At 63.6% G+C, this 25,232-nt stretch carries 24 protein-coding genes and 1 tRNA gene; 4 read left to right on the top strand and 21 right to left on the bottom strand.

Features of this window, described 5'->3' with window-relative positions; translation table 11 throughout:
* The first annotated feature begins 732 nt into the window (after nucleotides 1-732).
* Together WIF35_RS12230 and WIF35_RS12225 are read left to right on the top strand one after the other, a co-directional pair.
* Entirely contained in the window at nucleotides 733-1,200 is a 468-nt protein-coding gene (locus tag WIF35_RS12230; RefSeq protein ID WP_412478494.1) for a hypothetical protein, read from the top strand.
* Nucleotides 1,193-2,407, top strand: a complete 1,215-nt coding sequence (locus WIF35_RS12225) for a multidrug effflux MFS transporter (RefSeq protein WP_412478493.1) — start codon at nucleotides 1,193-1,195, stop codon at nucleotides 2,405-2,407. Before WIF35_RS12230 ends, WIF35_RS12225 begins: the two co-directional genes overlap by 8 nt.
* Here WIF35_RS12225 and WIF35_RS12220 read toward each other — a convergent pair whose 3' ends face one another.
* On the bottom strand, nucleotides 2,408-2,800 hold the full coding sequence (locus WIF35_RS12220) for a rhodanese-like domain-containing protein (RefSeq protein ID WP_412478492.1): 393 nt from the start codon (nucleotides 2,798-2,800) through the stop codon (nucleotides 2,408-2,410).
* Nucleotides 2,801-2,886: 86 nt separating this feature from the next.
* Here WIF35_RS12220 and bamE point away from each other — a divergent pair, with 86 nt between their 5' ends.
* On the top strand, nucleotides 2,887-3,381 hold the full coding sequence (bamE, locus tag WIF35_RS12215) for an outer membrane protein assembly factor BamE (RefSeq protein ID WP_412478491.1): 495 nt from the start codon (nucleotides 2,887-2,889) through the stop codon (nucleotides 3,379-3,381).
* On the opposite strand, the gene mobA is transcribed toward bamE, so the two are convergent.
* Genes mobA through WIF35_RS12200 form a run of 3 tightly spaced genes read right to left on the bottom strand, consistent with a single transcriptional unit; the run spans nucleotide 3,382 to nucleotide 4,755 of the window.
* Nucleotides 3,382-3,954 carry a molybdenum cofactor guanylyltransferase MobA gene (mobA, locus tag WIF35_RS12210; protein ID WP_412478490.1) on the bottom strand — a complete coding sequence of 191 codons (573 nt, stop codon included), beginning with the start codon at nucleotides 3,952-3,954 and terminating at the stop codon, nucleotides 3,382-3,384.
* Nucleotides 3,954-4,328 carry a DsrE family protein gene (locus WIF35_RS12205; protein ID WP_412478489.1) on the bottom strand — a complete coding sequence of 125 codons (375 nt, stop codon included), beginning with the start codon at nucleotides 4,326-4,328 and terminating at the stop codon, nucleotides 3,954-3,956. The genes mobA and WIF35_RS12205 overlap by 1 nt, the downstream gene beginning before the upstream one ends.
* Entirely contained in the window at nucleotides 4,321-4,755 is a 435-nt protein-coding gene (locus WIF35_RS12200; RefSeq protein WP_412478488.1) for a glycine cleavage system protein H, read from the bottom strand. The genes WIF35_RS12205 and WIF35_RS12200 overlap by 8 nt, the downstream gene beginning before the upstream one ends.
* A gap of 129 nt (nucleotides 4,756-4,884) precedes the next feature.
* Here WIF35_RS12200 and gltS point away from each other — a divergent pair, with 129 nt between their 5' ends.
* Complete coding sequence (gene gltS, locus WIF35_RS12195) at nucleotides 4,885-6,144, top strand: sodium/glutamate symporter (protein WP_412478487.1); 1,260 nt, start codon at nucleotides 4,885-4,887, stop codon at nucleotides 6,142-6,144.
* 51 nt (nucleotides 6,145-6,195) lie between these two features.
* Here gltS and WIF35_RS12190 read toward each other — a convergent pair.
* From WIF35_RS12190 to WIF35_RS12110, 17 genes are all read right to left on the bottom strand, one after another.
* Nucleotides 6,196-6,291, bottom strand: a tRNA-Sec gene (locus WIF35_RS12190).
* Between the two features lie 5 nt (nucleotides 6,292-6,296).
* Nucleotides 6,297-8,174, bottom strand: coding sequence for a selenocysteine-specific translation elongation factor (gene selB, locus WIF35_RS12185; protein WP_412478486.1), 1,878 nt, complete (start codon nucleotides 8,172-8,174; stop codon nucleotides 6,297-6,299).
* Nucleotides 8,171-8,647 carry an MOSC domain-containing protein gene (locus WIF35_RS12180; protein WP_412478485.1) on the bottom strand — a complete coding sequence of 159 codons (477 nt, stop codon included), beginning with the start codon at nucleotides 8,645-8,647 and terminating at the stop codon, nucleotides 8,171-8,173. The genes selB and WIF35_RS12180 overlap by 4 nt, the downstream gene beginning before the upstream one ends.
* Entirely contained in the window at nucleotides 8,644-9,195 is a 552-nt protein-coding gene (locus tag WIF35_RS12175; protein ID WP_412478484.1) for a flavodoxin family protein, read from the bottom strand. The genes WIF35_RS12180 and WIF35_RS12175 overlap by 4 nt, the downstream gene beginning before the upstream one ends.
* Nucleotides 9,196-9,267: 72 nt before the next feature.
* Nucleotides 9,268-10,602, bottom strand: coding sequence for an NAD(P)/FAD-dependent oxidoreductase (locus tag WIF35_RS12170; protein ID WP_412478483.1), 1,335 nt, complete (start codon nucleotides 10,600-10,602; stop codon nucleotides 9,268-9,270).
* Between the two features lie 126 nt (nucleotides 10,603-10,728).
* Nucleotides 10,729-12,126: an L-seryl-tRNA(Sec) selenium transferase gene (selA, locus tag WIF35_RS12165; protein WP_412478482.1), complete on the bottom strand. Its 1,398-nt coding sequence runs from the start codon at nucleotides 12,124-12,126 to the stop codon at nucleotides 10,729-10,731.
* 45 nt (nucleotides 12,127-12,171) lie between these two features.
* On the bottom strand, nucleotides 12,172-13,083 hold the full coding sequence (fdhE, locus tag WIF35_RS12160; protein ID WP_412478481.1) for a formate dehydrogenase accessory protein FdhE: 912 nt from the start codon (nucleotides 13,081-13,083) through the stop codon (nucleotides 12,172-12,174).
* Between the two features lie 166 nt (nucleotides 13,084-13,249).
* Nucleotides 13,250-13,870: a formate dehydrogenase subunit gamma gene (locus WIF35_RS12155; protein WP_412478480.1), complete on the bottom strand. Its 621-nt coding sequence runs from the start codon at nucleotides 13,868-13,870 to the stop codon at nucleotides 13,250-13,252.
* A complete protein-coding gene (gene fdxH / locus WIF35_RS12150) occupies nucleotides 13,867-14,763 on the bottom strand; it encodes a formate dehydrogenase subunit beta (RefSeq protein ID WP_412478479.1) in 897 nt (298 codons plus the stop codon). The genes WIF35_RS12155 and fdxH overlap by 4 nt, the downstream gene beginning before the upstream one ends.
* A 12-nt stretch (nucleotides 14,764-14,775) precedes the next feature.
* Nucleotides 14,776-17,841 (bottom strand): formate dehydrogenase-N subunit alpha, encoded by a 3,066-nt coding sequence (fdnG, locus tag WIF35_RS12145; protein WP_412478478.1) that lies wholly within the window; start codon nucleotides 17,839-17,841, stop codon nucleotides 14,776-14,778.
* 218 nt (nucleotides 17,842-18,059) lie between these two features.
* Complete coding sequence (locus WIF35_RS12140) at nucleotides 18,060-19,388, bottom strand: DEAD/DEAH box helicase (protein WP_412478477.1); 1,329 nt, start codon at nucleotides 19,386-19,388, stop codon at nucleotides 18,060-18,062.
* A gap of 85 nt (nucleotides 19,389-19,473) precedes the next feature.
* Nucleotides 19,474-19,827 (bottom strand): DsrE/DsrF/TusD sulfur relay family protein, encoded by a 354-nt coding sequence (locus WIF35_RS12135; RefSeq protein ID WP_412478476.1) that lies wholly within the window; start codon nucleotides 19,825-19,827, stop codon nucleotides 19,474-19,476.
* A 33-nt stretch (nucleotides 19,828-19,860) separates the two neighbouring features.
* Nucleotides 19,861-20,949 (bottom strand): tRNA (uridine(54)-C5)-methyltransferase TrmA, encoded by a 1,089-nt coding sequence (gene trmA / locus WIF35_RS12130; protein WP_412478475.1) that lies wholly within the window; start codon nucleotides 20,947-20,949, stop codon nucleotides 19,861-19,863.
* Between the two features lie 179 nt (nucleotides 20,950-21,128).
* Nucleotides 21,129-21,587, bottom strand: coding sequence for a DUF2846 domain-containing protein (locus WIF35_RS12125; protein ID WP_412478474.1), 459 nt, complete (start codon nucleotides 21,585-21,587; stop codon nucleotides 21,129-21,131).
* A gap of 230 nt (nucleotides 21,588-21,817) precedes the next feature.
* Nucleotides 21,818-23,389, bottom strand: a complete 1,572-nt coding sequence (gene phnE / locus WIF35_RS12120) for a phosphonate ABC transporter, permease protein PhnE (protein WP_412478473.1) — start codon at nucleotides 23,387-23,389, stop codon at nucleotides 21,818-21,820.
* Nucleotides 23,373-24,230 (bottom strand): phosphonate ABC transporter ATP-binding protein, encoded by an 858-nt coding sequence (locus WIF35_RS12115; protein ID WP_412478472.1) that lies wholly within the window; start codon nucleotides 24,228-24,230, stop codon nucleotides 23,373-23,375. The genes phnE and WIF35_RS12115 overlap by 17 nt, the downstream gene beginning before the upstream one ends.
* A complete protein-coding gene (locus tag WIF35_RS12110) occupies nucleotides 24,227-25,108 on the bottom strand; it encodes a putative selenate ABC transporter substrate-binding protein (RefSeq protein WP_412478471.1) in 882 nt (293 codons plus the stop codon). Before WIF35_RS12110 ends, WIF35_RS12115 begins: the two co-directional genes overlap by 4 nt.
* Nucleotides 25,109-25,232: the final 124 nt, after the last annotated feature.

Genomic DNA, 25,232 nt, shown 5'->3' with positions numbered 1-25,232 from the left:
AGCGCTACTCTTTTGGGCGACTGGAGGTGCTCCGTTTGAGTTCAGTGCCAGCGGCCCGGGTGGGATTAACGCGAGTGCCAAAGTTGGCCCAGCTCCTTCAAAGCCGGAACAAACTAGGAACGTCGGCGAGGCAGAACGAGCACCGCAAATCGGGACTAATCAGAATATGGGGATGTCTGTTGGCGGGCAAGGCAACAACAGTCAAGGCAGCATTAACGTTGTAGCTAATAATGCGTCAATTCTTCCTTCGACAAGCACTGTGCCGTCAAATCTCTCAGGACAAGTGCCGGCCTTAGTTCAATCTAAGCCAGGGCGATTCTTCTGTTCAAACGTGATAAGCGATATCAACGAACTTCAAGCACAGTGCGGGGCTAATGCCGCTCCTGGTAGCTTCGAAGAACGGTACTTGGATCGAATGTGCGGAGCTGAGGGTAATGCAATGCTGTTGAGCGGAGCTCAATCTGAGCTACCGCGTATTCGTACTTGTAGAGAAACGCAGCTTAAAGACGCTGTGGCAGCGCGGGAAAACTGTCAAAAAGATCTACGGACGAGAATTGCTGACTCTCGAGACTGTTAACCTCGCCTCCAGTAATACCTGCTCCCCAAGTTAATGAACAATCGACATTGTTGTCGCGGTTAGGCCCCTAAGTATTGGTGTGCGGTAGACTGCTATCGAGAACAGTTCCAGGTTGAGCCCACAAAAGTTAGCTTAACTCTGCAGAATTTAGCCCAATGACAGTTAAACTAAGCACTCCCAACACACTGACTTCACAGCATATCGATGCTCGCCTATCTTTGCTGATGGGCAACCGCGGCAAGTTATCCGGCCCCTTCCTCGACCGCATCGACCTGATCATCGAGGTGCCGGCCGTCAGCGCCGAGCAGTTGGCCGACAAGCCGGATGGGGAAAGTTCGGCCACCGTCCGCCAGCGCGTCGAGGCCGCCAGCACACGGCAGCAGCAGCGCCAGCAGAAGCCGAATGCCCGTCTCAGCACCAAGGAAGTCGATACCCTCTGCCAACCCGACGCTGCCGGCCAGCGCATGTTGCAGCAGGCCGCCGCCCGGCTCGATCTCTCCGCCCGTGCCTGGCACCGCATCCTGCGCGTCGCCCGCACCATCGCCGACCTAGCCGGCAGCGACACCATTGGCGCGGCACACGTCGCCGAAGCCATCCAATACCGCCGCTTCAATCATGGGTGAACACCAGAAGGCCCGCGACACGCGCGGCATCGCGTTACTGCTCGCTTCGTTGTCGGCACTGGGTCCGTTTTCGATCGACACCTACCTGCCTTCCTTCCACGACATCGCCGACAAGCTGCACGCGACGCAACTGGAGGTTCAGCAAACCCTTTCTGCCTACCTGCTCGCCTTCGCTGTGATGACCCTATGGCACGGTGCGATTGCCGATCGCTTTGGCCGGCGCAAGGTCATTCTGGTGGCGCTCGCCCTGTTCGGCCTCGCTTCGGCCGGCTGCGCCTTCGCCACACGCATCGAGCACCTGTGGTTCTGGCGGGCAATGCAGGGAGTCACCGCCGGGGCCGGTATCGTGATCAGCCGCGCCATCGTGCGCGACCTGTTCGACGGCGCACCTGCCCAGCGCCTGATGTCGCAGATCACCATGATGTTCGCCCTCGCCCCAGCCGTCGCGCCGGTGATCGGCGGGTGGCTGCAGACCCTGTTTGGCTGGCGCTCGGTTTTTGCCTTTTTGGTGCTGTCCACCGCAGCATTGTGGCTGGCCTGCTGGAAACTGCTGCCGGAAACCCTGCCACCAGAAAAACGGCAGTCGTTGAATCCGGCCTACCTTGGCAAAACCTACTGGCAGGTCATGACCTCGCCGCTCTTCCTGAGCGCCTGCGCCGCGCTGTCGTTCAATTTCGGCGGCTTCTTCATCTACGTGCTGTCGGCCCCCGTCTTCCTGATGACCCACCTCGGCATTCCGGAAACCGGCTTCCTCTGGCTGTTCGGCCCGGCCATGGCCGGTCTGATGAGCGGCTCCTGGATTTCCGGCCGGCTGGCCGGCAAACTGGCCCCAGGCAAGACCATACAGCGCGGCTACCTGATCATGGGGACAGCCTTCGCGTTCAATCTGACGCTTAACCTGACGCTGCCGCCCGGCCTGCCGTGGAGCGTGCTGCCGTTGTATGTGTACACGCTGGGCATGTCGCTGGCCATGCCCAATCTGACCCTTTTCGCGCTCGACCCTTTCCCGGCTCAGCGCGGCCTGGCGGCGTCATGCCAGACCTTCTTCCAGTCCGGTTTCAACAGTCTGGCTGCCGCTTTCATCGCGCCGATGCTGTGGGGTTCGACGCTGACGATGGCCCTTGGCATGGGCGGCTTGATGTTGAGCGGCGGCATCGCCGCGCTGCTGCACCGGCGTTTGCGCCGGCGGCAACTGGCTAACGAGTAGTCAGGACTGCTGCCAGGGCAGGCCGCGGAATCGCCAGCCACCCAAGGTACCGCGATGAAAATCGTCGTCGAGCGGCCCTTCGAAGCCTTCCAGCACATTGATCACGTTCGTGAAGCCGGCCGCTTCCAGCGCATCGCCGGCATGAATCGAGCGATGACCGCTGCGGCAGATCAACAGCACCGGCCGCTCGACATCGCCCTTCACCACACGCTTAACCTTGGCGGCAAAGTCGGGATCGATCTCCCAGTCCGGCGCCTCCTGCCAGGCCACATGCTCGGCCCCCACCGGATGACCGACATACATGTGCTCGATCTCGGTCCGGCAATCGACCAGCACGGCCTGCGGATTCTCCTGCAGGTAGGCAAAAGCGGCGCGGGGGTCGAGGTGCTGCATGGGCATGTCCGAAGATTAGGAAAGACCAATATTATGGAAGCAACCTTGAGACGCCGTAAACTGTGCTTTTGCCCCACGGAGGCATCATGAACCTTCCCCGCTGGCTACGCGCCGCCGGCAGTGCCCTGATCGCGGCCCTGCTTCCCGCCTGCGACATTGTCAACCTGCCGCAGATTCGCCCCGGTGTGACGACCGCTGCGGAAGTGCGCCAGCACATGGGCGAACCCGGATTCGTCCATCGCAACGACGATGGGACCAAAACCTGGGAATACTCACGGCAACCTGCCGGCGTCACCTGCTACATGATTCGCTTCGACAGCAGGGACGTGGTCAGCGCCATGGATCAGGTCGTCAACGAAAAAACCTTCGCCCAAATCCAGCCCGGCCTGACACCTGAACAGGTTCGCCGCCTGCTTGGTGCCCCGGCCTCAAAGGTGGTCTTCGACAATCTCGGCGAAGATATCTGGGAGTGGCATTTCGAAGACACGCCGAAAACCGGCGAGGCCTACTTCATGGTCCATTTCGACCTGAACAGCGGTCTGGTCAAGAAAACCTCGAAGCGTACCGACATGCGCGGCTGATCAAGCCTGCAGATCTTCCAGCGTATTGAAATTGCGAAAGGCCGTCGGCTGGTCGTCGAAATCGACGATGGCCACACCGTTTTCCTCGCACCATTGCATGACCCGCCGGCCACCGCCGTGCAGGAAGGCTTCCAGCCCACCGCGCAAACCGCTACGACACAGGCAGAAGACCGGATGCAAGCGCCCCTCCGAGCGCGCGATGGCCAGTTCACTGCCCTGCGCCATGGCGCCGGCCAGCAGGCGCTCGGCCAGATCGAGCGGCAGGTGCGGTGAGTCGCAGGGCGCGGTCAGCACCCAAGGCGTATCCGCGGCCGCCAAACCGGCATGCAAACCGGCCAGCGGCCCAGCGAAATCGGGAATGGTGTCGGCCACCACCGGATAACCGAGCGCGGCGTAATCGGGCAGGCTGCGGTTGGCGTTGATCAGCAGCGTCCCCACCTGCGGTGCCAGCCGTTCCACCACATGACGAATCAGCGGCTTGCCAGCCAGTAACTGCAGGCCCTTGTCCACGCCGCCCATACGCCGGCCCAGGCCGCCGGCCAGGATAACGCCGGTAATGTCGGGATGCGTCATCAAAAGACCAGGGTTCGCCAAGCCGAATCGAGCGAACGGGCAACAAAGGCCGTCGCGCCGGCCGAGCGGGCCACTTCGATCAGTTCTTCCCCCTCGCCGACCCAGGCCGCCTGCGCCATGCCGCAAGCGAAGAAGGCGACGCCTTCGCTTTGCAGTTCGCGAAAGAAATCGGCCACCGATTTTTCCCGGTTTGGCGTGGCAAAGGCTGAGCCGGCCACCCCCTCGACCAGCCAGCGCACCGCCGGCCCGGCGAAATGCAGTTCGACCTCGGCATCGAGCGCCCGCGCCGCCAGCGCATGGACCAGCGGCGTCACCACCAGATCGGGACGATCCGGCGTCGCGGCCCAGATCAAAAAGGCGAGTTTGTCAGGCAAAAGTGGCCTCCGGCTCGATTTTCAGCACATGGGCGCGGTACACCGCAGCATCGACCAGGCTTCCTCTCTCCTCGGCCCATCGCGTCGGCCGCACGCGTGCCATCCAGCCGGCACCGTAAGGATCGTCGTTGACCCGCTTCGGCCGCTCCTCGGCCGCCTCGTTGCCTTCGAGCAAGACGAAGGAAACCGGGGCATGCACCGCCAATACCGTTTTACGGCACTCGACCGTGCCCATCCCACGGCCAAAATCGACCTCGGCGCCCTTCGGCTTGCTGGTAAAGGCAATGATTTCGCCAGCCAGGAAAACCCCGAAAGCCGTGGCCCCAATCAGGAGCTCGCCGTTGGCTTGCGGTTGGACCCACATGTCGTACTGCGGGCAATAGAGTCGATCATCAGGGACGATGCCGGAAAACGGGGTATGAGCCATGTCGGGTACGGTTGCCGCAGGGAGCGCAGCCAGCGTGGTGCGTGGGAGGCGTCTATGTTACCAGCAGCGCTGTCGCTTGCCTTCCCCGCAGCCGGAGCTGACTGGTCACCCCATCGGCAGAACAGTAATATGACAAACAACCTCCCGGTGTCGCGAGGAGAGGGAACGGCAGCAGACGAATCGGAGGATGGTATGCATCTGGATATCTATGGAACACTGGTTGCCGCATCGCTGGTCCTCTTGCTCGGCCAGCAGCTGCTTGCTCGCGTGGCCTTCCTGCGTCACTACAGTGTGCCGGAGCCGGTGGTCGGCGGCCTGCTGGTCGCGCTGGGAATCTGGTGCCTGAATAGCATGAGCGGGATTGAAGTCCGTTTTGACAACACACTGGGTACGCCAATGATGCTGGCTTTCTTCGCCTGCATTGGCCTGAACGCGGATATCGCCACCCTGCGGCGGGGTGGCCGTCCGATGTTCCGCTTCCTGCTGGTGGTCGTTGGCTTTCTGATGGCCCAGAATCTCATGGGTATCCTGCTTGCCGTGGTACAGGGGCAATCTGCCTTGCTTGGGCTCCTGGCCGGGTCGATCACGCTCTCTGGCGGCCATGGCACGGGCCTGGCCTGGAGCAAAATTTTTGCCGAGAAATACGGGATGAGCTCGGCCAGCGAGATTGCCATGGCCTCGGCGACTTTTGGCCTAGTTCTCGGCGGTTTGCTGGGGGGGCCGGTCGCCCGTCTGCTCATGGCCAGGCTCCCCGCCAACGCCCCGTGTCAAACGGATGCAGATGCCCCCGGACAATTCGAAAATCCGGCCGCCGTTCGCCTGATTACCGCGCCGGCGCTGATCGAAACCTTGGCCCTGATCGCCATTTGTCTGCTTGGAGGACAAAGCATTGCGCGTACGCTGACCGGGAGTTGGCTGGAACTGCCGTCCTTCGTCTGTGTCCTGTTTGTCGGTGTGCTCCTACGTAACGGGCTGAGTTTCCTGGGTTGGTATGCCGTCTTCGAGCGGGCAGTTTCCGTCCTCGGCAATGTCTCGCTGGCCCTGTTTTTGGCCATGGCGCTCATGTCGCTCCGCTTGTGGGAGCTGGCCAGTCTTGCCTTGCCGATGTTCGGGATCCTGCTTGGGCAGGTAGCGCTGATGGCGCTCTATGCCATCTTCGTGACTTTCCGGGTGATGGGGCGCAACTATGATGCGGCGGTGATCGCGGCAGGACATTGCGGTTTTGGCTTGGGCGCGACGCCGACAGCGATCGCCAACATGCAGGCCGTCACCGAACGTTTTGGCTCCTCCCGGCTGGGTTTTCTGATCGTACCGATAGTCGGTGCCTTCTTTATCGACCTGGCCAACGCCATGGTGATCAAGCTGTTCATGCTGCTGCCGATAGCCTGAGGCGACGGTCATCCAAGCCGTGAACTGCAGGCTTTTGCGCGGCTAGGCAATTGGCGGAAGGAAGCAGGAGTCGAACCTACCCAAACCTGTCTGACAGGTCCTGACGGTTTTGAAGACCGTCCGTCCCACCGGGGAGCGATTCCTTCCGTTGTTCATGATCCGAATTGTTCGGGCGTTCCACGTGGAACGTGGGTATCCCGCACCCGGCGAGTGTAGCCGATGCGGTCGAAGAATTCGAGGATGTGGATGGCGACTTTTCGCCCGCCGCCAATCTCGTCGCGCAGGGTCGCCGCGCGGGCGTGGCCATCGCGTTCGCTTAGCGCAGCGACGCGGCGGGCCAGGTCGGCCACTGCCTCGGCGGTGAAGTAATGATCGTGCGCCACCGGGTAAGCCTCGCCAAAACGGGCGACGCACTTGAACAGGGCGCGCACGGTGTCTTCGGCCACACCGGTGGCCTTGGCCACGTCGCGTACGCGCGGCGGCGCGTAGGGCTCGGCGGCGAGCAAGGGCTTCAACGTCTGCCACAGATCGTGGTCGGCCTTGGCCAGTTGCACGCGGTGTTCCGGCAGGTGCAGCCAGGCGTGCGTCTGGGCGATGCGGCCATCGACCAGCGGCGCGGCGAGCAAGGCGTCGAAGGCCGGGCGCGACAGCGTTGGCAGGGTCAGCCGGCGCAGGCGGTCGCGTTCGACGCCGGGCATGTCCGGGGCGCGTTCGTGCTCGGCCGCCAGTGCGGCGAGCAGGCGAGCTTCCAATTCCTGCCAGCCTTGCAGCGCGAAGGCGGTGCCACCGACCACGATCAGGCCGAGGCGGCGGCACAGCTCCGCCAGCGTATCGGCATCGAGGTTGCGATTGAGCGCGTACGGCGCGAGTTCGACGCCGGCCGGCTGCTGCTCGGCGGCCAGGCACAGGGCGACACCGGGATCAGGATCGGCCAGCGCCGCGAGCATGGCCAGGCGCTCGACGCTGCGCTTCTTGCGGTTGGGCGGGAAGATGTCGAGCACCCGACCGCCGCCGATGGTGTGACGGGCCGAGGCATCGCGCAGGATGAATCGATCGCCAGCCAGGGCGCCGATCTCGCGCTCCAGCGTCAGTTGCGCCCACCCCTCGCCCCCTGGCGCGATTTCATCGGCACCGAGCAGCGCGATGCGCGCCGGCACGTCTTCGGCCCCCAGATGCAGATGCACCTGTGTCCAGTGTTTGAGGGCCGGCTGGCCGGACAGCACGCGCACCTTGGCGTCGAGGCGCCGGACCGGCGCGTGCAAGGCCGGTGCGACGATCCACTGGCCGCGCGTTACCTCGCTTTTCTCGATGCCAGCCAAGGCCAGGGCGATGCGCTGCCCGGCATGGCCCGATTCGGCCGGCGCATCCTGCACGCGCAGGCTGCGCACGCGCACCGGCTTGTTCGGCGGACTGAGGAGCAATTGATCGCCGACCTTCACTTCGCCGGCGAAGGCCGTGCCGGTGACGACCGTCCCAGCCCCGGACAAGGTAAAGCAGCGATCGACCGCCAGGCGGAAGCCGCCTTCGGCACGACGCTCGCCCAGTTCAGCGGCGGCCGCTTCGAGATGGGATTTCAATGCGGCGATGCCCTCGCCCGTGGTCGCCGCCACCGGGAAGATCGCTGCGCCAGCCAGCGCGGTGCCAGCCAGCAATTGCTCGATCTCGGTTTTTGCCTCGTTTTGCCGGTGCACCGCAGCAGCGTCGATCTTGGTCAGCGCCACCGCGCCGCGCCGAATGCCGAGCAGTTCGATGATCTCCAGATGCTCGCGCGTCTGCGGCATCGGGCCGTCATCCGCCGCCACGACGAGGAGGGCGAAGTCGATCCCGGTCGCGCCGGCCAGCATGTTGTGGATCAGCTTTTCATGGCCCGGCACGTCAATGAAACCGAGCATCGGCGTATAGGCATAGCCGAGGTCCAACGTGATGCCGCGCGCCTTCTCTTCCTTCAGGCGGTCGCAATCGACCCCGGTCAGCGCCTTGACCAGCGTGGTCTTGCCGTGGTCGATGTGGCCCGCGGTGCCAATGATCATGCCCCGCCCTCCACGATTTCGGGAATGTCGCCGATCCGCAGGGTACCGCCGCGCAATACGTCGACCCGCAAGCCGCCCCGACCGAGCCAATGGCTGACCACCTGCGGCCCGGTGAGTACAGTGTTCTCCAGGCGCTGCCCCAGAGTCCGGCAAGGTTCGCAGCGTTCGACGCCGCGCAACAGGCAATCGCCGAGACGGAAGGTCTTGCCGACCAGATCATTTAGCCGCAGGCCACGTGTCACCACGTTGCGCCGGGTCAGCGACCAATCGACTTCTCGCTGGCTTAACGCACAGAAAGCCTCGATTTCCTCGGCCTCGACCAAGGTCAGATTCTGTCCCGACCAATCGGTCCGGCCTTGATGACGGTCGCCAACAACACCTTGCCCGGCACGCAGTTCAAGCTGCGCACACGCCTGCTGCGGTGCACCGCGCTGCGGACTCAAAAACAGGTGCTCGACGACCATGGCAGTCATCGGGCCGCGAAATAGCCGGCCGCAGCAGCCAGCGCCTCGCCATCGGCCAGTACGGCCTCCGGCGCGCCGCCCTTGCCCCAGAGCGGCGGCATGAATTGCATGCCGAGGAACTCGGCACACAGGCGGTAGCTGTCGAACATCGGCTGGGCGCGTTCGCGGTTGCCGCTGGTGCTGATCACCCACAGGCGCTTGCCGACCATCTTTTCCTTGAAATCGACACCGGGCACGCGCAGCCAACCGCTCCAGTGGTCGAGGTAGGTCTTCAGCGGCGACGGCACCGAGAACCAATAGACCGGCGAGACAAAGACGAGGTCGGTGGCGGCCAGGGTTTCGTCGAGCAGGGTTTTCATGTCGCCCGATGGCATCGGATAAGTGCCAGCGGTATGGCGCAGGTCGACGAAAGGCGGCTGCTCGAGTTCGGCCAGCTTGAACCAGATTTGTTCGGAGCCCGAAGGCAGGCTGGCCGCAGCGTGGCGGGCCAGGGTTTCGCTGTTGCCGACATGGCCGGGTTCGCGGGTGGTGGCGTTGAGGAAGAGGAAGCGGGACATGGATGGCGAATACAGGGGGTACAAAACGTTATTCTGGCATGCGCCCAGCCATCTGGCCGGGCGCGTTTGCGATCAGCCGAACATGTCCTCGTACATGCGCCCGGCCCAGGCGAAGTCTTCGGTCACCAGCTCGTCGCGGCGCAGGTTGTCGTCATCCTGGTCCTGCACGATGACGCCCTTGTCGTTGACCCAGTATTTGAAGCGCACGGCGATGTCTTCGCGCGGCTCGGTATTGACCATCATGAAACACAGGTTGTCCGGCAGCGCGTATTTCGGCTCGCGGCCCTTGACCCGTTCGGCGATGTACTTGGCGACGATCTTGGCGTGCGCGTTGGCGACGTGGCCGGCCTTCGGGTAGAAGCGGAAGAGCGGTGAAACGACGCCGACCGCATCACCGATCACGTAGGTGTCGGGATCGTCCTTCATGTTCAGCATGAAGGGATCGACGCCGGCCCAGCCGGTCGGCTTGCCTTCCTCGTTCTTGCCGATGACGCCGGCTTTCCACGCCATGTCGCCGGCCTGGTGCGGGGCCATCAAGATGGAATGGTCGAAGGTGAAGTCGCCAGCCGCCGTCTTGATCTTCTTGTTGAACGGGTCGACTTCGCTGATCACCGCCTTGGGCACGTAGACGATCTGGTCCTTGTACAGATTGGTGAAGGCTTCCTGAAAGCCGCCGGTGATCGGCGCGGGACTCGGCTTGGGATCGAGGATGATGACCTTGCCCTTGATCTTGCGCTGCTTGAACAGGCCGGCGATCAGGCAGGCGCGCTCGTAGGGCGACGGCGGGCAACGATGCGGCGGCGGCGGCAGGGTCATGACCAGGTCGCCGCCGGTGAAGTTCTGGATGCTCTGCTTCAGGCGGAAGTGCTCGGCATTCGGAATGTAGGCCGCCGGGAACATGGCCTTGGTGTAATCCGCCGCCTTGCGGTCGTTGCCGAACCAGGTTTCGTAGTTGTAGCGGATGCCAGCGCCGACGATCAGGTAGTCGTAATCGAGCCAGCCCTGCGCCGTGATGACGCGCTTCCTGTCGCGTTCGAAGCCGGTGACTTCGGTCTGGATGAAGGTATAGCCGTACTTCTGCGCCACCGGCAGGTAGCTGAAGGTCAGGAACTGCGTATCGACCACATCGACCAGCCACTTGTTGCTCATCGGGCAGGAGAAGAAGACCGGGTTGCGTTCGAGCAGCACGACGTCCAGCGTCGGATCAAGCTTGCGCAGATGCTTGGCGGCGGACACGCCGCCCCAGCCGCCGCCGCAGATCACGACGCGCTTGCCCTTGGCTTTGGGCAGCAGCGGGTCGGCCTGCATGTTGATCAGGAAAGGCAGCGGGCTGGTCGGCTGGGCCAATGCGCCCGTCGCCCCCAAGGCCGCGCCGGCGGCAAGAAATTGTCGTCGGTTCAAGCTCACGATGTCGTCTCCATTCGAAAAACCATCCAGACACGGAGATGCCTGGATTTACAGGGTCGCCCTCGCGGGCAGGATCGGGAACGGCGGGCGGTACACAGACCGCCCAACGAGGCCGTTTCCGGAATACTAGATTTTCAGTTCGGCCAGCTGGGCAACGAAGCGCGCCTCGTCCTTCGCTTCCAGGCAGCGCAGATCGAGATGGAAGGCGTCGTCGCGGATGTAGCCGATGACCGGCACAGGCAGGCCGCGACAGGCCGCCTCCAGCGCGAGCAGCGTCTTGCCCGGCTTCTTCGCGGTCGGCTTGAAGACCAAGGCCGCGGACGGCAGGCGCTCGACCGGCAAGGCCCCGCTACCGATCTGGCTGCTGCACGGCTGCACCGAGACCGTCGCCAACTCGCCCACCGCAGCCTGCGCTGCCGGCAGCACGCGCTCGGCCAGCGCCGTGATGTCGGCCACCGGCCGGGTCAGCAGGCGCAAGGTCGGCAGGCGCTCAACCAGGCGATCCGGATCGCGATACAGGCGCAGGGTCGCTTCCAGCGCGGCCAGCGTCGTCTTGCCGACACGCAGGGCGCGCTTCAGAGGATTCTTCTTGATCTTGGCGATCAGGTCCTTGCGGCCGACGATCAGGCCAGCCTGTGGGCCGCCGAGCAACTTGTCGCCGGAGAAGGTGACGATGTCCGCCCCCGCCGCCAGCGCTTGTTGCGGTGTCGGTTCGGGCGGCAGGCCGAGGGCGGCGAAGTCGGTCAGCGTGCCGCTGCCAAGATCGACCAGGAAAGGCAGATTGGCGGCGTGGGCGATTTTTGCCACTTCCGCCTCGTGCACCGCAGCAGTGAAGCCGGTCACCTCGTAATTGCTGGTATGCACCTTCATCAGCAGCGCCGTCTTCGGCCCGATGGCCTCGGCGTAATCCTTGGCGTGCGTGCGGTTGGTGGTGCCGATCTCGACCAGCTTGACCTGTGCCCGACGCATCACGTCGGGGATGCGGAAGGCGCCGCCGATCTCGACCAGTTCGCCGCGCGACACCACCGCCTCCTTGCCCTGCGCCAGCGCATTGAGACTGAGCAATACGGCGGCGGCGTTGTTGTTGACGATGGTCGCCGCCACGTCCGGCGAACCGCCGGCAACCAGTTCGGCGAGCAGGCCGGAAACCAGATCGTCGCGGTCGCCGCGCCCGCCGGAGGCAAGGTCATATTCGAGCGCACAGGGCGAACGCGCCGCCTCGACCATCAGCGCGATGGCCTCCTCGGAAAGCAAGGCGCGGCCGAGATTGGTGTGCAGCACCGTGCCGGTCAGGTTGAACACGGCGCGCAGGTTGGCGCGCCCGGCCTCGTCAGCGCGGCGGCGAATGGCGGCAAGCAGCGCCGATTCTTCGGGCAGCGGCAGGCCGTGTTTGAGCCCTTCGCGGGCGGCGGCCAGTTCGGCGCGCACGCAGCCGGTCACCAGCTGGCGACCGTGCGCTTCGATCAGTTCGGAAAGTTGGCTTAAAACGCGGTCAACCGCGGGCAGACGTCTGTTTTCGTTCATGACTTTCACCCGGACCGGGCAGAAAGGTTGATGGGAATGAGTGGGTCAGGCGCTATGGGCACCGATCAGCAGCAGGTTGGGGCCGGTGCGCTCGTAGCCGGCCTCGTCGACCAGCAGGTCGAGCGCCAGCGTGGCAAGGTCGTCGGCCACCGGATCGACTCGCGGGTCCTTCTCCTGATAGACCACTTTCAGGTAGCCCTTGCAGGCGTCGCAGGTCTCGGCGCGCACCTCGCCGTTGCTGCCTTCCAGTTCGTGCAGCGCGACCTCCTTGTCGGAGCCACAGCTCGTGCAGACGGCACGCGGCACGTTCCACTCGGTGTTGCACAGGCTGCAATGCAGGTAGCGCAGGTTGTTGATCGCTGCACCGAGGCGGAGGATGCTGGCCACGGCCGGGCTGCCGCAACAGGGGCAGACGTTGTGGGCATCCTGGGTCTGCAGATGGCTGGTATCGAGCTGGCTGGCCAGTTTGGTGAAGACCAGTTGCAGGGCGGCGGCGACAAAGGGCAACTGCGCCGCGGAATCCATGTCCGGCTCGCCGCCGAGCAGGCCGTCGGCCAGTTTTTCGAGTTGCTCCTCGGACGAGGAAAAGAGCGCTTTCAACGCGAGCTGCGCACCTTCCGGTGCATCGTCCTGCAAGCGCAGGCAGAGCTGTTGCAGGGCGAAGCGCCAGGCAGCCGGGCGGGCCAGCGACTGGGCATTGAGCGGCGGCATGCGGTGCTCGCGTGCCAGCTCAAGCTTGGCGGCATCGGGCAAAGGCAGGTCGGGCAAGCCTTTCAGCACCTCGTGCTGGGCGCGCGTCAGGCGCCCGAGGAAGACCAGCCAGTCGCCCAGGCTGTGGTTCTGGGCGAGGAATTCGAAACGATCGGCCCGTTCGGAAAACAGGCTGGCCGGGACCGGCAGCAGGAAAGGCGCGGCGTCTTCGGTCGGCGGATGAAAGTCGATCGGTTGGGTTTGCATGGGTTGTCTCTGAGCCTGGCATTGGTGGCAAAAATGGGCGTCCAATGCTCGTATCTAAAAAACGGGGGATGCACCGATATTGGCTGCAGAGCCCCCTAAACGCAAGGTAAAGCTAAAACCTGTTGCGAACGGGACAGGGGCGCCGAAGCGGCCCTGCCCTGTCGTCTTACTTGCCGGTGACTTGTCTGTACCAGCCACGGTGATGCTGCTTGGCCCAGGCGCGGGTGACCGTGCCGTACCACATGGCGCGGATGGTGCCCTTGACCCAGATGGCGGCATAGACGTGGACCATGATCAGCGCAATCATCACGGCACCTGCTGCGGCATGGACGACGGCACCGAGGCGGACCACGGTGATGTCGAAGCCGAAGTAGGCACGCCAGATGAAGACACCGGACACCGTCATCAGCAGCATGCACACGGCGAGCGCCCAGAACATCACTTTCTGGCCGCCGTTGTACTTGCCCTGTTCCGGCATGTCGTGGTCGTTGCCGTCCACCATGTTCTTGGCCTTGGCCAGCCATTCCTTATCCGCCGGGGTCATCTTGTTCAGATGTTTGAAGCGGAGAAAGATGGACAGGAAGGACACCGCCATCAGCACCCCGAGGAAGGGGTGGATGATGCGGGCCCAGACCGGGCCGCCGAACAGCTGGGTGAGCGGGAAGAAGGCCGGATGGAAGAAGGCCAGACCGGACAGTGCGAGCAGGATGAAGCTGATGCCCACTACCCAGTGATTGGCCCGCTCGGACGCGTTATAGCGTTGCAGGTCTTTCGGATCGCGGATCATTTGGCTTCCTCCTTGTCTTCACGTTCGATCTCGTCTTCGATCTCCTTCGAGACCTCGTTCGGACCCTTGGTGACGTAGTGGAACAGGCTGCCCAGTGCCACCCCGGCCAGGGCCAGCGTGGCGAGCGGCTTGGCGAAGCCCTTCCACAGCGAGACCAGCGGGCTGATCGACGGGTTGGCCGGCAGGCCGGCGTACAGATTCGGCTGATCGGCATGGTGCAGCACGTACATGACGTGCGTGCCGCCAACGCCTTCCGGATCGTACAGGCCAGCCTTGTCGTAGCCGCGTTCCTTCAGGTCGGTGATGCGCTTGGAAGCGTAGTCCTTCATGTCTTCCTTGCTGCCGAACTGGATGGCGCCGGTCGGGCAGGCCTTGGCGCAAGCCGGGGCCTGGTTGACGGCGACGCGGTCGGAACACAGCGTGCACTTGTAGGCCTTGCTGTCCTTCTGCGAGATGCGCGGTACGTTGAACGGACAGCCGGTCACGCAGTAGCCACAGCCGATGCAGTTTTCCTGATGGAAATCCACAATGCCGTTGGCGTACTGGATGATGGCGCCGGGCGACGGGCAGGCCTTCAGGCAGCCGGGGTCGGAACAGTGCATGCAGCCATCCTTGCGGATCAGCCACTCCAGCTTGTTGTTCTGTTCGACCTCGGTGTAGCGCATGACGGTCCAAGAATCGGCCGTCAGGTCCATCGGGTTGTCGTAGACGCCGTGGCAGTTGCCGACTTCGTCGCGGATGTCGTTCCACTCCGAGCATGCCACCTGGCAGGCCTTGCAGCCGATACAGGCGGACACGTCGATGAGCTTGGCGATCTCGACCGTCGTGCGAGCCTGCGGGGCCGGCGTCGTGGTCGCGGAGCGCTGTTTGATGTCTAGCGATTGCAGTGCCATATCAGCTCTCCTTTATGCCTTCTCGATGTTGACCAGGAACGCCTTGTACTCCGGCGTCTGCGTATTGGCGTCGCCCACGAACGGCGTCAGGGTGTTGGTGATGAAGCCAGGCTTCGTCGCCCCCTTGAATCCGTAGTGGATCGGGATGCCGATGGTGTGGACCTTCTTGCCATCCACATCCAGCGCCTTGATACGCTTGGTCACCACCGCCACGGCCTTGATGAAGCCGCGGTTGGAGCGGACCTTGACCCGGTCGCCGACAGCGATGCCCTTTTCCTTCGCCAGTTCCTCGCCGATTTCCACGAACTGTTCCGGCTGCATGATCGCGTTGATCTTGCTCTGCTTGGTCCAGTAGTGGAAATGCTCGGTCAGGCGGTAGGTGGTCGCCACATACGGGAAGTCCTTGGCCGTGCCGAACGCCTCCATGTCGCCCTTGTACACGCGGGCCGCGGGGTTGGCGCGGGCCTTCGGGTTCTTCGGGTGCATCGGGTTGGTGTCTAGCGGGCTTTCGAACGGCTCGTAGTGTTCCGGGAACGGACCTTCGTTCATCAGGCCGAGGCTGAACAGACGCCCCACACCTTCACCGGTCATGATGAAGGGCATGACATTCTGGTCGGGCGCGGCATCCGGACGCATGTCGGGGACATCGTTGCCACCCCACTTGTCGCCCAGCCACTTGAGCACGGTCCGCTTCGGATCCCACGGCTTGCCGGAGAGATCGCAGGAAGCGCGGTTGTACAGGATGCGGCGGTTGACCGGCCAGGCGAAGCCCCAGTTCAGGGTTTGGCCCAAACCTGACGGATCGGCGTTGTCGCGCCGCGCCGACAGGTTGCCGGCCTGCGACCAGACACCGCAGTATATCCAGTTGCCGCAGGTGGTCGAACCGTCGTCGCGCAGCATGGCAAAGCTCGGCAGTTGGTCGCCGGCCTTGACCAGCACCTTGGTCGGATCCTTCGGGTCGAGCACGTCGGCCAATGCCTTGCCGTTGAACTCCATCATCAGCTCTTCCGGCGACGGCTTGGTCGGCTGGCGATAAGCCCAGGTCAGCTTCTGGATCGGCTCCGAGTAGGCACCGCCATCCTTGGCGTACATTTCCTTCAGCTTCAGGAAAAGCGTGGCCATGATTTCGGTATCGTCCTTGGCATCGCCCGGGCCATCGGCGGCCTTCCAGCGCCACTGGATGACACGGCCGGAGTTGGTGAAGCTACCGGACGTTTCAGCGAACAGCGTGGTCGGCAGGCGGAAGACTTCGGTCGGAATCTTGCTCGGATCGACCTCGTTGAACTCGCCATGCGGCTTCCAGAACTCGGAGGTATCGGTCGCCAGCGGGTCCATGACCACCATGTACTTCAACTTGGCCAAACCATCGCCCACCTTCTTCTTGTTGGCGACAGAAGCCAGCGGGTTGAAGCCCTGGCACAGGAAGCCGTTGATCTTGCCCTGGTACATCTGGTCGAAGATCGACAGCACGTCGGAAGCACCGGCCAGCTTGGGCATGAAGTCGTAGGCGAAGCCGTTGTCCTTGGTCGCGGCATCGCCCCACCAGGCCTTGTGCAGGCTGACGTACCACTTCGGCAGGTTCTGGCCGAAGTTCATCTGACCCGGACGCAGCATCTTCGGCGTCTTCTTCTCGAGGAAGGTCTTCAGGTCCGGTTCGGCGTCAGACGGCGCGGCCAGGTAGCCCGGCAGGTTCTGCGCGTACAGCGCGAAGTCGGTGATGCCCTGAACGTTGGCGTGGCCGCGCAGCGCGTTGATGCCACCGCCCGCCATGCCCATGTTGCCGAGCAGCAGTTGGATGATGGCCATGCAGCGGATGTTCTGCGAACCGACGGAGTGCTCGGTCCAGCCCAGCGCGTACAGGTTGGTCATCGTCTTGTTCGGCGCGGCCGTTTCGGCGATGTATTCGCAAACCTTCAGGAAAGCGTCCTTCGGCGTGCCGCAGACCTTGGCCACGACGTCCGGCGTATAGCGGGCGTAGTGGGCCTTCATCAGCTGGAAGGCACAACGTGGGTCCTGCAGGGTTTCATCGACCTTGGCGAAGCCGTCCTTGTCGAGCTGGTAGGACCAGGTCGCCTTGTCGTAGCTGCGCTTCTCGTCGTTGTAGCCGGTGAAGATGCCATCCTCGAAGTTGAAGCCTTCGTTGATCAGGAAGGACGCGTTGGTATACGCCTTCACATAGTCGTGATGGATCTTGTCGTTTGACAGCAGGTAATTGATGACGCCGCCGAGGAAGGCGATGTCGGAGCCCGGACGGATCGGCGCATAGAAATCGGAAACCGAGGCCGTACGGTTGAAGCGCGGGTCAACGACCACGAGCTTGGCCTTGCGGTTCTTCTTCGCTTCGATCACCCACTTGAAGCCGCACGGGTGCGCTTCGGCAGGGTTACCGCCCATGACGAAAATCAGATCGGCGTTCTTGATATCAACCCAATGGTTGGTCATCGAACCACGCCCAAAACTCGGAGCCAGACTGGCCACCGTGGGAGCGTGTCAAATGCGCGCCTGGGTATCGATCGAGGTCATCCCCAACGCGCGAATCGTCTTCACGGTCAGGTAGCCGGCCTCATTCGGTGCTGCCGATGATGCGAGGAATGCAGTGCTGGTCCAGCGGTTGACGGTCACGCCGTCCTTGTTCTGGGCCAGGAAATTGGCGTCGCGGTCGGCCTTCATGTGCTTGGCGATGCGGTCGAAGGCTTCCTGCCAGGAAATCTTCTTCCATTCCGCCGAGCCAGGCTCGCGCACTTCCGGCCACTTCAGACGATTGGCGCTCTGCACCATGTCGCGCAGGCCGGCGCCCTTCGGGCACAGGGTACCGCGGTTGACCGGATTGTCCGGGTCGCCTTCGATGTGGATGATCTCGGCCGGGGTGTTCTTGGACTTGTCACCGGTCGAATAGATGAGAACCCCGCAGGAAACCGAGCAATACGGACAAATGTTCCGTGTCTCGGTCGCGCGGGCCAGCTTGAAGGTACGTACTTCCGCCAGGGCCGCATTCGGTGAGAAGCCCATCAGCGCGATGGACGACCCTCCCAGCCCGGCGGAGCAGACCTTGAAGAACTGCCGCCTGTTCATGTTCATATGAGTTTTTCCTCCGTATGCGACTCCTTGTCGCAACGGAAGATCAGGGCAACGACCGTGCCATAGCCGCTAAGTGATTGAACAATAGGGAAGCGGTTTTACAGGGTGCGGCAAAAGCGCGACATTTTGTCCAAACAGCGTTTTATGTGGACAAAATGTCCCACTTTGAATAACTACTGCGGTGCACTGGCCAAAACGGGCAAAAAACCAGGCTCGACTTAGCGCCCACGCGGCTTGCCGGCCGGCTTGCGCGCCCCGCCGAAACCGCCCCGCCCCGGTCCGCGCCGGCCCGGTTTGTTGTCGGAGAATTCATCGACCCAGTTGGACGGCCCGCCCCGCCCGCCGGCTTTCGGCTTGCTCACCGCCGGCTTGGGCTTGGCCACGGCATTCGGCCCGGTCGGCGGCACCTGATGCTTGGGCTCGAAGCCGGGTTCCTCATCGCGGCTCAGGGCCTTCCTGAGCAGGTTCTCGACGGCGGCCAGCAGCGGTGCCTCGTCCGCGGCAACGAAGGATATCGCCTCCCCCGCCTGCCCGGCACGGCCGGTGCGGCCGATGCGGTGCACGTAGTCCTCGGCCTGCAGCGGCAAATCGAAATTGATCACCAGCGGCAGACCGTCGATATCGATGCCGCGCGCCGCCACATCGGTCGCCACCAGCACCTCGATTTCGCCCGCCTTGAAGGCTTCGAGTGCCTTCAGGCGGGAGGCCTGCGGGCGATCGCCGTGGATGGCCTCGGCCGGAATCTGCTTGGTGCTCAGGCGCTCGACCAGCTCGTCGCAGCCCTTTTTCGTTTTGACGAAGACCAGCACCTGCCGCCAGTCGCGATCCTTGCGCATGAACAGGAAAAGATCGGTCTTGCGCTTCTTGTCCACCGGCACGACCCATTGCTTGACACTCTTGGCCGCCGTATTGCGCGGCGCAGCCTCGATGCGCAACGGCTTCTTCAGCCGCTTGCCGGCGAGGTCGCCAATGGCCGGCGGGAAAGTCGCTGAGAACAACAAGGTCTGGCGCTGGCGCGGCAGGGCCGAGAAAAGAATGTCGAGATCGTTGGCAAAGCCGAGGTCGAACATGCGGTCGGCTTCATCGAGCACCACCGTGCGCAACTCGCGAAACTTCACTGCGCCCTTGGTGAACAGGTCGATCAACCGCCCCGGCGTCGCCACCAGCACATCGACGCCCTGTTGCAGGCGCTGCAACTGCGGCCCGAGATTGACCCCGCCGTACGCCGCATACACCGAGAGCGGCAAGCCCGCGCCGTACTGGCGGAAGCTCTCCATCACCTGCTCCGCCAGCTCGCGCGTCGGCACCAGCACCAATGCCCGGACAAGGTTTTCGCCGACCGGTGTTTCTTCTTCGGCCAGCCGATGCAGGATGGGCAGCGCAAAAGCCGCCGTCTTACCGGTACCGGTCTGTGCTGCCGCCACCACATCGCGCCCGGCCAGAATGGCGGGAATCGCTTGCTGCTGCACCGTGGTCGGCGTCTTGTAGCCGAGCTGGGCAAGGGCGTGGAGCAGCGGTTCGGCCAGGCCGAGGGCAGCGAAAGTCATGGCGGGGGTGTCCGGTGAAAAATGGCGATTTTAGCCGGTGCACCGCAGGTGGCATGCCCCGCGGCGCACAACGGCCCGCCGAAGCTTAGAAGGTGATGACCTTGTCGGCGTCCAGCGTGGTTTGCGCCAACTCGACCAAAGTACCGATGCTCACGCCGGGAATCAACGGCAATTCGGCAATGCCACGCGCCAGCGCGCAGGTGCGGCAGGAGCGAATCTCGACCCCCTGCGCCACCAGATTCTCAACCATACCCTGCAAGCCGTTGGTCGCGCCATCCACCTGATTGGGCAGGCTCAGCACCGTGGCATCGGACATCAGGAAAACCTTCACCTGCGGCTTGTCGTCATGGCCGACCAGCGCAGTCGCCAGACGCAGCGCCGACAAGCAGCGCTCGGAGCCGTAGGGGGGAGCATGGACGATGATCAGGATTTTTTGCATGGCGGTCACTCCAGATAAGCGAAAAACAGCATCCTAACGCCGCACCAACACCACGCCGCACTCCAGATGGTGCGTGTAGGGGAACTGGTCGAAGACGGCCGAGGCAGCGATGCGGTGGGTGTCGGCCAGCGCCAGCACGTTGTCGCGCAGCGTCTCCTGGTTGCACGAGATGTAGAGGATGCGGTCGAAGCCGCGAGCCAGTTCGACGGTGGCGGGGTCCAGCCCGGCGCGCGGCGGGTCGACGAAAAGCGTGGCCTGGCGGAAGGCATCGAGGTCGATGTCTTTCAGGCGCTGGAATTGCTCGGTGCCGGCCAGCGCAGCGCTGAACTCTTCGGCCGACAGGCGGGCGAACTGGATGTTGTCCACACCATTCGCCGCCAAGTTGTATTGCGCCGAGTGAATCGAGGTCTTGCTCACCTCGGTGGCCAGCACGCGCTCGAAGAGCGGGGCCAGCACAATGGTGAAATTGCCGTTGCCGCAGTACAGCTCGACCAGATTGCCGCCGAAATCCTTGGCCTGGGCGCAGGCCCAACCGAGCATGTGGCGATTCACCCCGGCGTTCGGCTGCGTGAAGCTGCCCTCGACCTGCTGGTATTTCAGCTGGCGGCCGTTCAGTTCAAACGACTCCAGCACCCAGTCGCGCTCCAACACGACCTTCTGCCCGCGGCTACGGCCGAGAATCTGCACGTTCAAGTCGCCCGCCAATGCGCGCGCCACCGCTTCCCAATCTTCGGCCAGCTTGCGGTGGTAGATCAGCGTGATCAGCAATTCGCCGCTCAAGGTGGCGAGAAAATCAACGCGGAACAAGCGACGACGCAGCACCTCGCTGCCCATCAGTCGCTCGCGCAGCAGCGGCATCACCTCACAGATGCGCGCCGCCGCCGGCGGAAAGGTATCAAGAAATACCCGCTGCTTCGGATCGTCCGGATCGGACATGGTGAAATCGAGTTTGTCACCGTCGTGCCAAACACCGAACTCGACCCGCATGCGGTAATGGCGCGGCTCGGAGGCAAACACCGCCGGTTCGCCCACACCCAATTCGGCGAAGTTATCGCGAAAATGTGCGACCTTGGTCGCAAGTTGAGCGGCGTAATCGGCAGGATCGTAAGTCGGCAACGGCATGATCGGATTTCCCGAACGGGGATGACAGGACAACGGGAGGCGAACTATACGCCGAGCGTCCCTTCAGCGGGAGTGTCCGAGTTCAGGTTGTCGTGTGACGCAGCACCAACGACAAGTTTACACATCGAATCAAGCACTACCCGGTCAAGCCGGGCAGTACTTGAGACCAACGGGGAGACTTATCCGCCGCAGGTGCCTTTTTTAGCCATTTCGAGCCCTTGGACGGCCTCTTTGCCCTGAGCCTCGTCCACCACTTCCAGATTGGCGCCGCCGACGAAAACGCCCATCTTTATGTACTGGCGAATGAAGTAATTGATGCCGCTGGCGACAGCCAGCTTGATCTCGTTCGGGGAGAACTCGGATTCGGTAGCGATGGTGTGCTCTTGGTCTCCTTTGACTTCTTCATAGAAGAAGACGTTGGGTGCAGACTCGCCAATACACTTTCCATCAACCATGATGTCCTTCTTGAGCGCACCACCCACACCCGAGGTGCGATAGATATAGAGGCCGGCCTGGCCTTGCGATGGAGGTGCAAAGCGCTTCGCCTTGGCGGATGCCTCGCTGCTTTCCATCGGAACGGAAGCGCAACCCGTGACCAGCGCACTAAAAACCCCAATCAGTACCAATTTGTTGAACATCGTTTTCTCCCTTGAGTTATAGGAACCGCATAAATTGCGGGGCGGGAGTATGGCCTGATTTCGCAGGCCGAGCAAACCATTTGTCATTATTTGACAATAATGACAAGCCGCCGCGAATCCGCCATATCGCCGATTAACTCAAGGTCTTACAAGATTTATGTGGCGCTTCTAAAAGCGTTAGTCCAAATGCTGCGGTGCACGGCCCGAAATGGGCGAAAACCGAGGCAAAGTCAGCCCATGCGCCGCCGCAGCCAGGTACTCGTCTGATCCACCGCAATCGACAGCAGCAGCATCGCGCCGATCACCGTCGCCGCCTGGGCGTAGTGGAAGAGCGAGAGTTCGAAATAGAGCAGCTGGCCGAGGCCACCGGCGCCGACGAAGCCGAGGATGGCCGCCATGCGGATGTTCATTTCCCAGCGGTAGAGGGTGTAGGCGATCAGTTGCGGCGCGGCGCCGGGCAGCGTGCCGTAGAGGAAGGGCAAGCCGGCGGGTGCGCCGGCCAGGCGCAGGGCTTGCGCCGGTGCGGGTGGCGCGTTGTCGAGGGCTTCGGCGTAGAGGCGGCCGAGCACGCCGGCGGTGTGTAGCGCCAGCGCCAGCGCTCCGGCGAAGGGGCCGAGGCCGACGGCCAGCGCGGTGATGGTGGCCCAGACCAGTTCCGGCACCGAGCGCAGGGTGTTGAGCAGAAAGCCGAAGGGCGCGTGCGGCTTGGGCAGCGCCAGCAGCAGGCCGGCGACGGCGGCGAGCAGCGTGCCGACGACCGAAATCGCCAGCGTTTCCCAAACGCCCTTGCCGACCTTGGCCAGCCATTCCGCCGAGAGGTCGGGCGGGAAGAAGCCGGCGACGAATTCGCCCATGCTGCGCGCGGCGTCGGCGGTGAACAGTTCGCCGAAGCCGATCTCCAGAAAACGGAAGCTGGCGATAATGCCGAGCGCCGCGGCTGCACCGACCAGCGCGCTGCGCCAGCCGAAGGGCGACGGCCGGTTGGCTGGCGGCGTATCGAGGGCGCGACGCAGCCATTGCGACAGGCCGTCGGCGGCAAAGACCAAGGCCATGAAGGCAAGCAGGATGCTGGCCGCTTCGCCGCCGTTGAGCATTTTCATGGCCTGATCCATCAGCTGGCCGAGGCCGCCGGCGCCGACGAAGCCCATCACCACCGAGGCGCGGATGGCGCATTCCCAACGGTAGACGGTGTAGGACGCCAGTTCCTTGGCGGCTTGCGGAATCAGGCCGTAGAGGATGGCCAGCGGCCGGCTGGCGCCGCTCTGGCGCAGCGCCTTGGCAGGCGCGGCATCGACCGATTCGAGGATTTCGGCATAGACCTTGGCCAGCATGCCGCCGTAAGTGAGACCAAGCGCCAGCACGCCGGCTGCCGGGCCAAGGCCGAAGACACGGACGAAGACCAGCGCCCAGACCAGCTCCGGAATGCCGCGCAGCACGGTGAGCAGGCTGCGCGTGAGCGGATTGAGCGTGGCCGTCTCTCGCCCGGCCGCCGTTGCCAGATAGCCGAGCGGCACGGCCAGCGCGAAGGCGAGCGCCATGCCGGCGGTGGCGATGGCCAGCGTTTCCAGTGTCGCCTTGCCGAGGAAACCGAGGAATTCCGCCCCCGTTTCCGGCGGCAGGAAGGCGCCGAGGAAGTTGCCGATGACCTTCAGGTTGCCGGCGTCGAACAGCGCACCAGGCTTGACCTCGGCGGCCTGGAACAAAGGCCAGAGGACAACGAGCGCGGTCAGTGCGCCAAGCAGGCGCGGGCGGGCGGCGGCGTCGTGCTGGCGGTCCATCGGCAACTCAGCAACAGGCAGCACGCGTCGCTGCGTCGTTGGCGGCGGCTTGCGGCAGCAGGTGCGATTCGTGCGCCTGGATGGGCAGTTGCTCGCCTTCGCTGGCGTACAACTCGTGCAGCATGGGCACGCTGACTTGCTCGCTGGGCAGGTCAAAGGCAATGCGGCCGGCCTTGACGCCGATGATGCGCGGAAAGTTGCCAAGGGCCAGATCGACCGCATGCAGGCTAGCGACCAGGGTTGCGCCACGCGCTTCGGCATCGGCCGTCAGCAGGCGGATGGCTGACAGCGCCAGCGCCGGGTCGAGGGCGGAAACCGGTTCGTCGGCTAGCATCAGATCGGGCTGCTGGTAGAGCACGCGGGCGATGCCGACGCGCTGCAACTGGCCGCCGGACAGTTGGTCGCAGCGTGAGAACAGCTTGTCGGCCAGATCGACACGCTCCAGTGCCGCACGCGCGCCGGGCAGGTCGAGCGGGTAGAGCAGCGAAGCGAGCGACTTCCACGCCGGCCATTGGCCCAGCTTGCCCGCCAGCACGGCGGTGACGGCGCGCTGGCGGCCGGGAATGGGCGGCGCTTGATGCACCGTGCCGATCCGGCTGCGCAAATGACGGAGTGCTGCTGCACCCCAAGGGTGCTTCCGTTGGGGCGCGGTGCACTGGCCAAAATCGGCAAAATCCAGCACCGTCGCCCGCCCGGCCGTCGGCGCCAGCGCTGTGCCGATCACCGACAGCAGGCTGGTCTTGCCAGCGCCGGAAGGGCCGATCAGGGCGATGCGCTCGCCCTGCTTCGCTTGCAGCGAAATCCCGGCCAGCGCGGTGAAGCCGTTGGCGTGGGTCAGCCCCACGCCGTCGAGGCAAAAACTCACTTCAGCAGGCCGGCGGCGTGCGCAGCTTTCTCGATGCCGTCGTAGTTCTCCTTCTTGGTCGGGATGAACTTGGAGGCCCGTTGCAGCGCCATGATTTCCTTGTGTTCCGGGTTGGCCGGATCGAGCTTGAGGAAGGCGTCGGTCAGCTTCTTGATCACGACCGGATCGAGATCGCCGCGCACCGTCCAGTTGTAGTCGAAGTAGGTCGGCGTCGTGGCAAAGACGCGCACCTTGTCGTTATCGACTTTCTTGGCCTCGACCAGCTTGTCCCACACCGAGGCGTTGAGCACGCCGGCCTCGGCCTTGCCGGCGGCGACGAAGGCAACGGTGGCGTCATGTGCGCCGGAGAAGGCGACGTTCTTGAAATCCTTTTCCGGATTCAGGCCGGCCTGCTGCAGGAAGAAGCGTGGCATCAGGCTGCCGGAGGTGGAGGACGGCGCGCCGAAGGCGAAGGTCTTGCCCTTCAGATCGGCCAGCGACTTGATGGCCGGGTCGGCGGTGATGAACTTGGAGGTGAACTTGGCATCTTCCTCGCGCTGGACGATGGGAATGGCCGTGCCATTGGTGCGGATCTTGGCCTGCACGAAGGTGAAGCCGCCCAGCCAGGCAAGGTCGAGCTTCTTGGTGGCCAGCGACTCGACGACGGCGGCGTAGTCGGATACCGGCGTGAACACGACCTTCATGCCGGTCTGCGCTTCGAGGTATTTGCCGAGCGGGGCGAACTTGCGTTGCAGCTCGGTCGGCGCTTCGTCGGGAATGGCCGAAACGCGGAGCACGGCGTCGTTGGCAAAGGCAGTGGAAGTTGAAAAAGCGGTGGTGGCGACGGCGCACACGGCCGCGCCCTTGAGCGCCAGACGGCGCAAGGCTGAAAATTTCATTCGATTCTCCGTTTTGGTACAGCAACCACCACCGTGCGGGGTGTCACGGCGGTTTACTCGACGCCGAAGCGCCCAAACCACAAAGCGGTACGCAGACCGCAGCCGGCATGATAGCCGGCCACGC

Source organism: Azonexus sp. IMCC34839 (genome assembly GCF_047047955.1).
Taxonomy (GTDB): domain Bacteria; phylum Pseudomonadota; class Gammaproteobacteria; order Burkholderiales; family Rhodocyclaceae; genus Azonexus.
The sequence above is the reverse complement of the archived record's forward strand: the minus strand, read 5'-3'. Positions and strand labels throughout refer to the sequence as shown.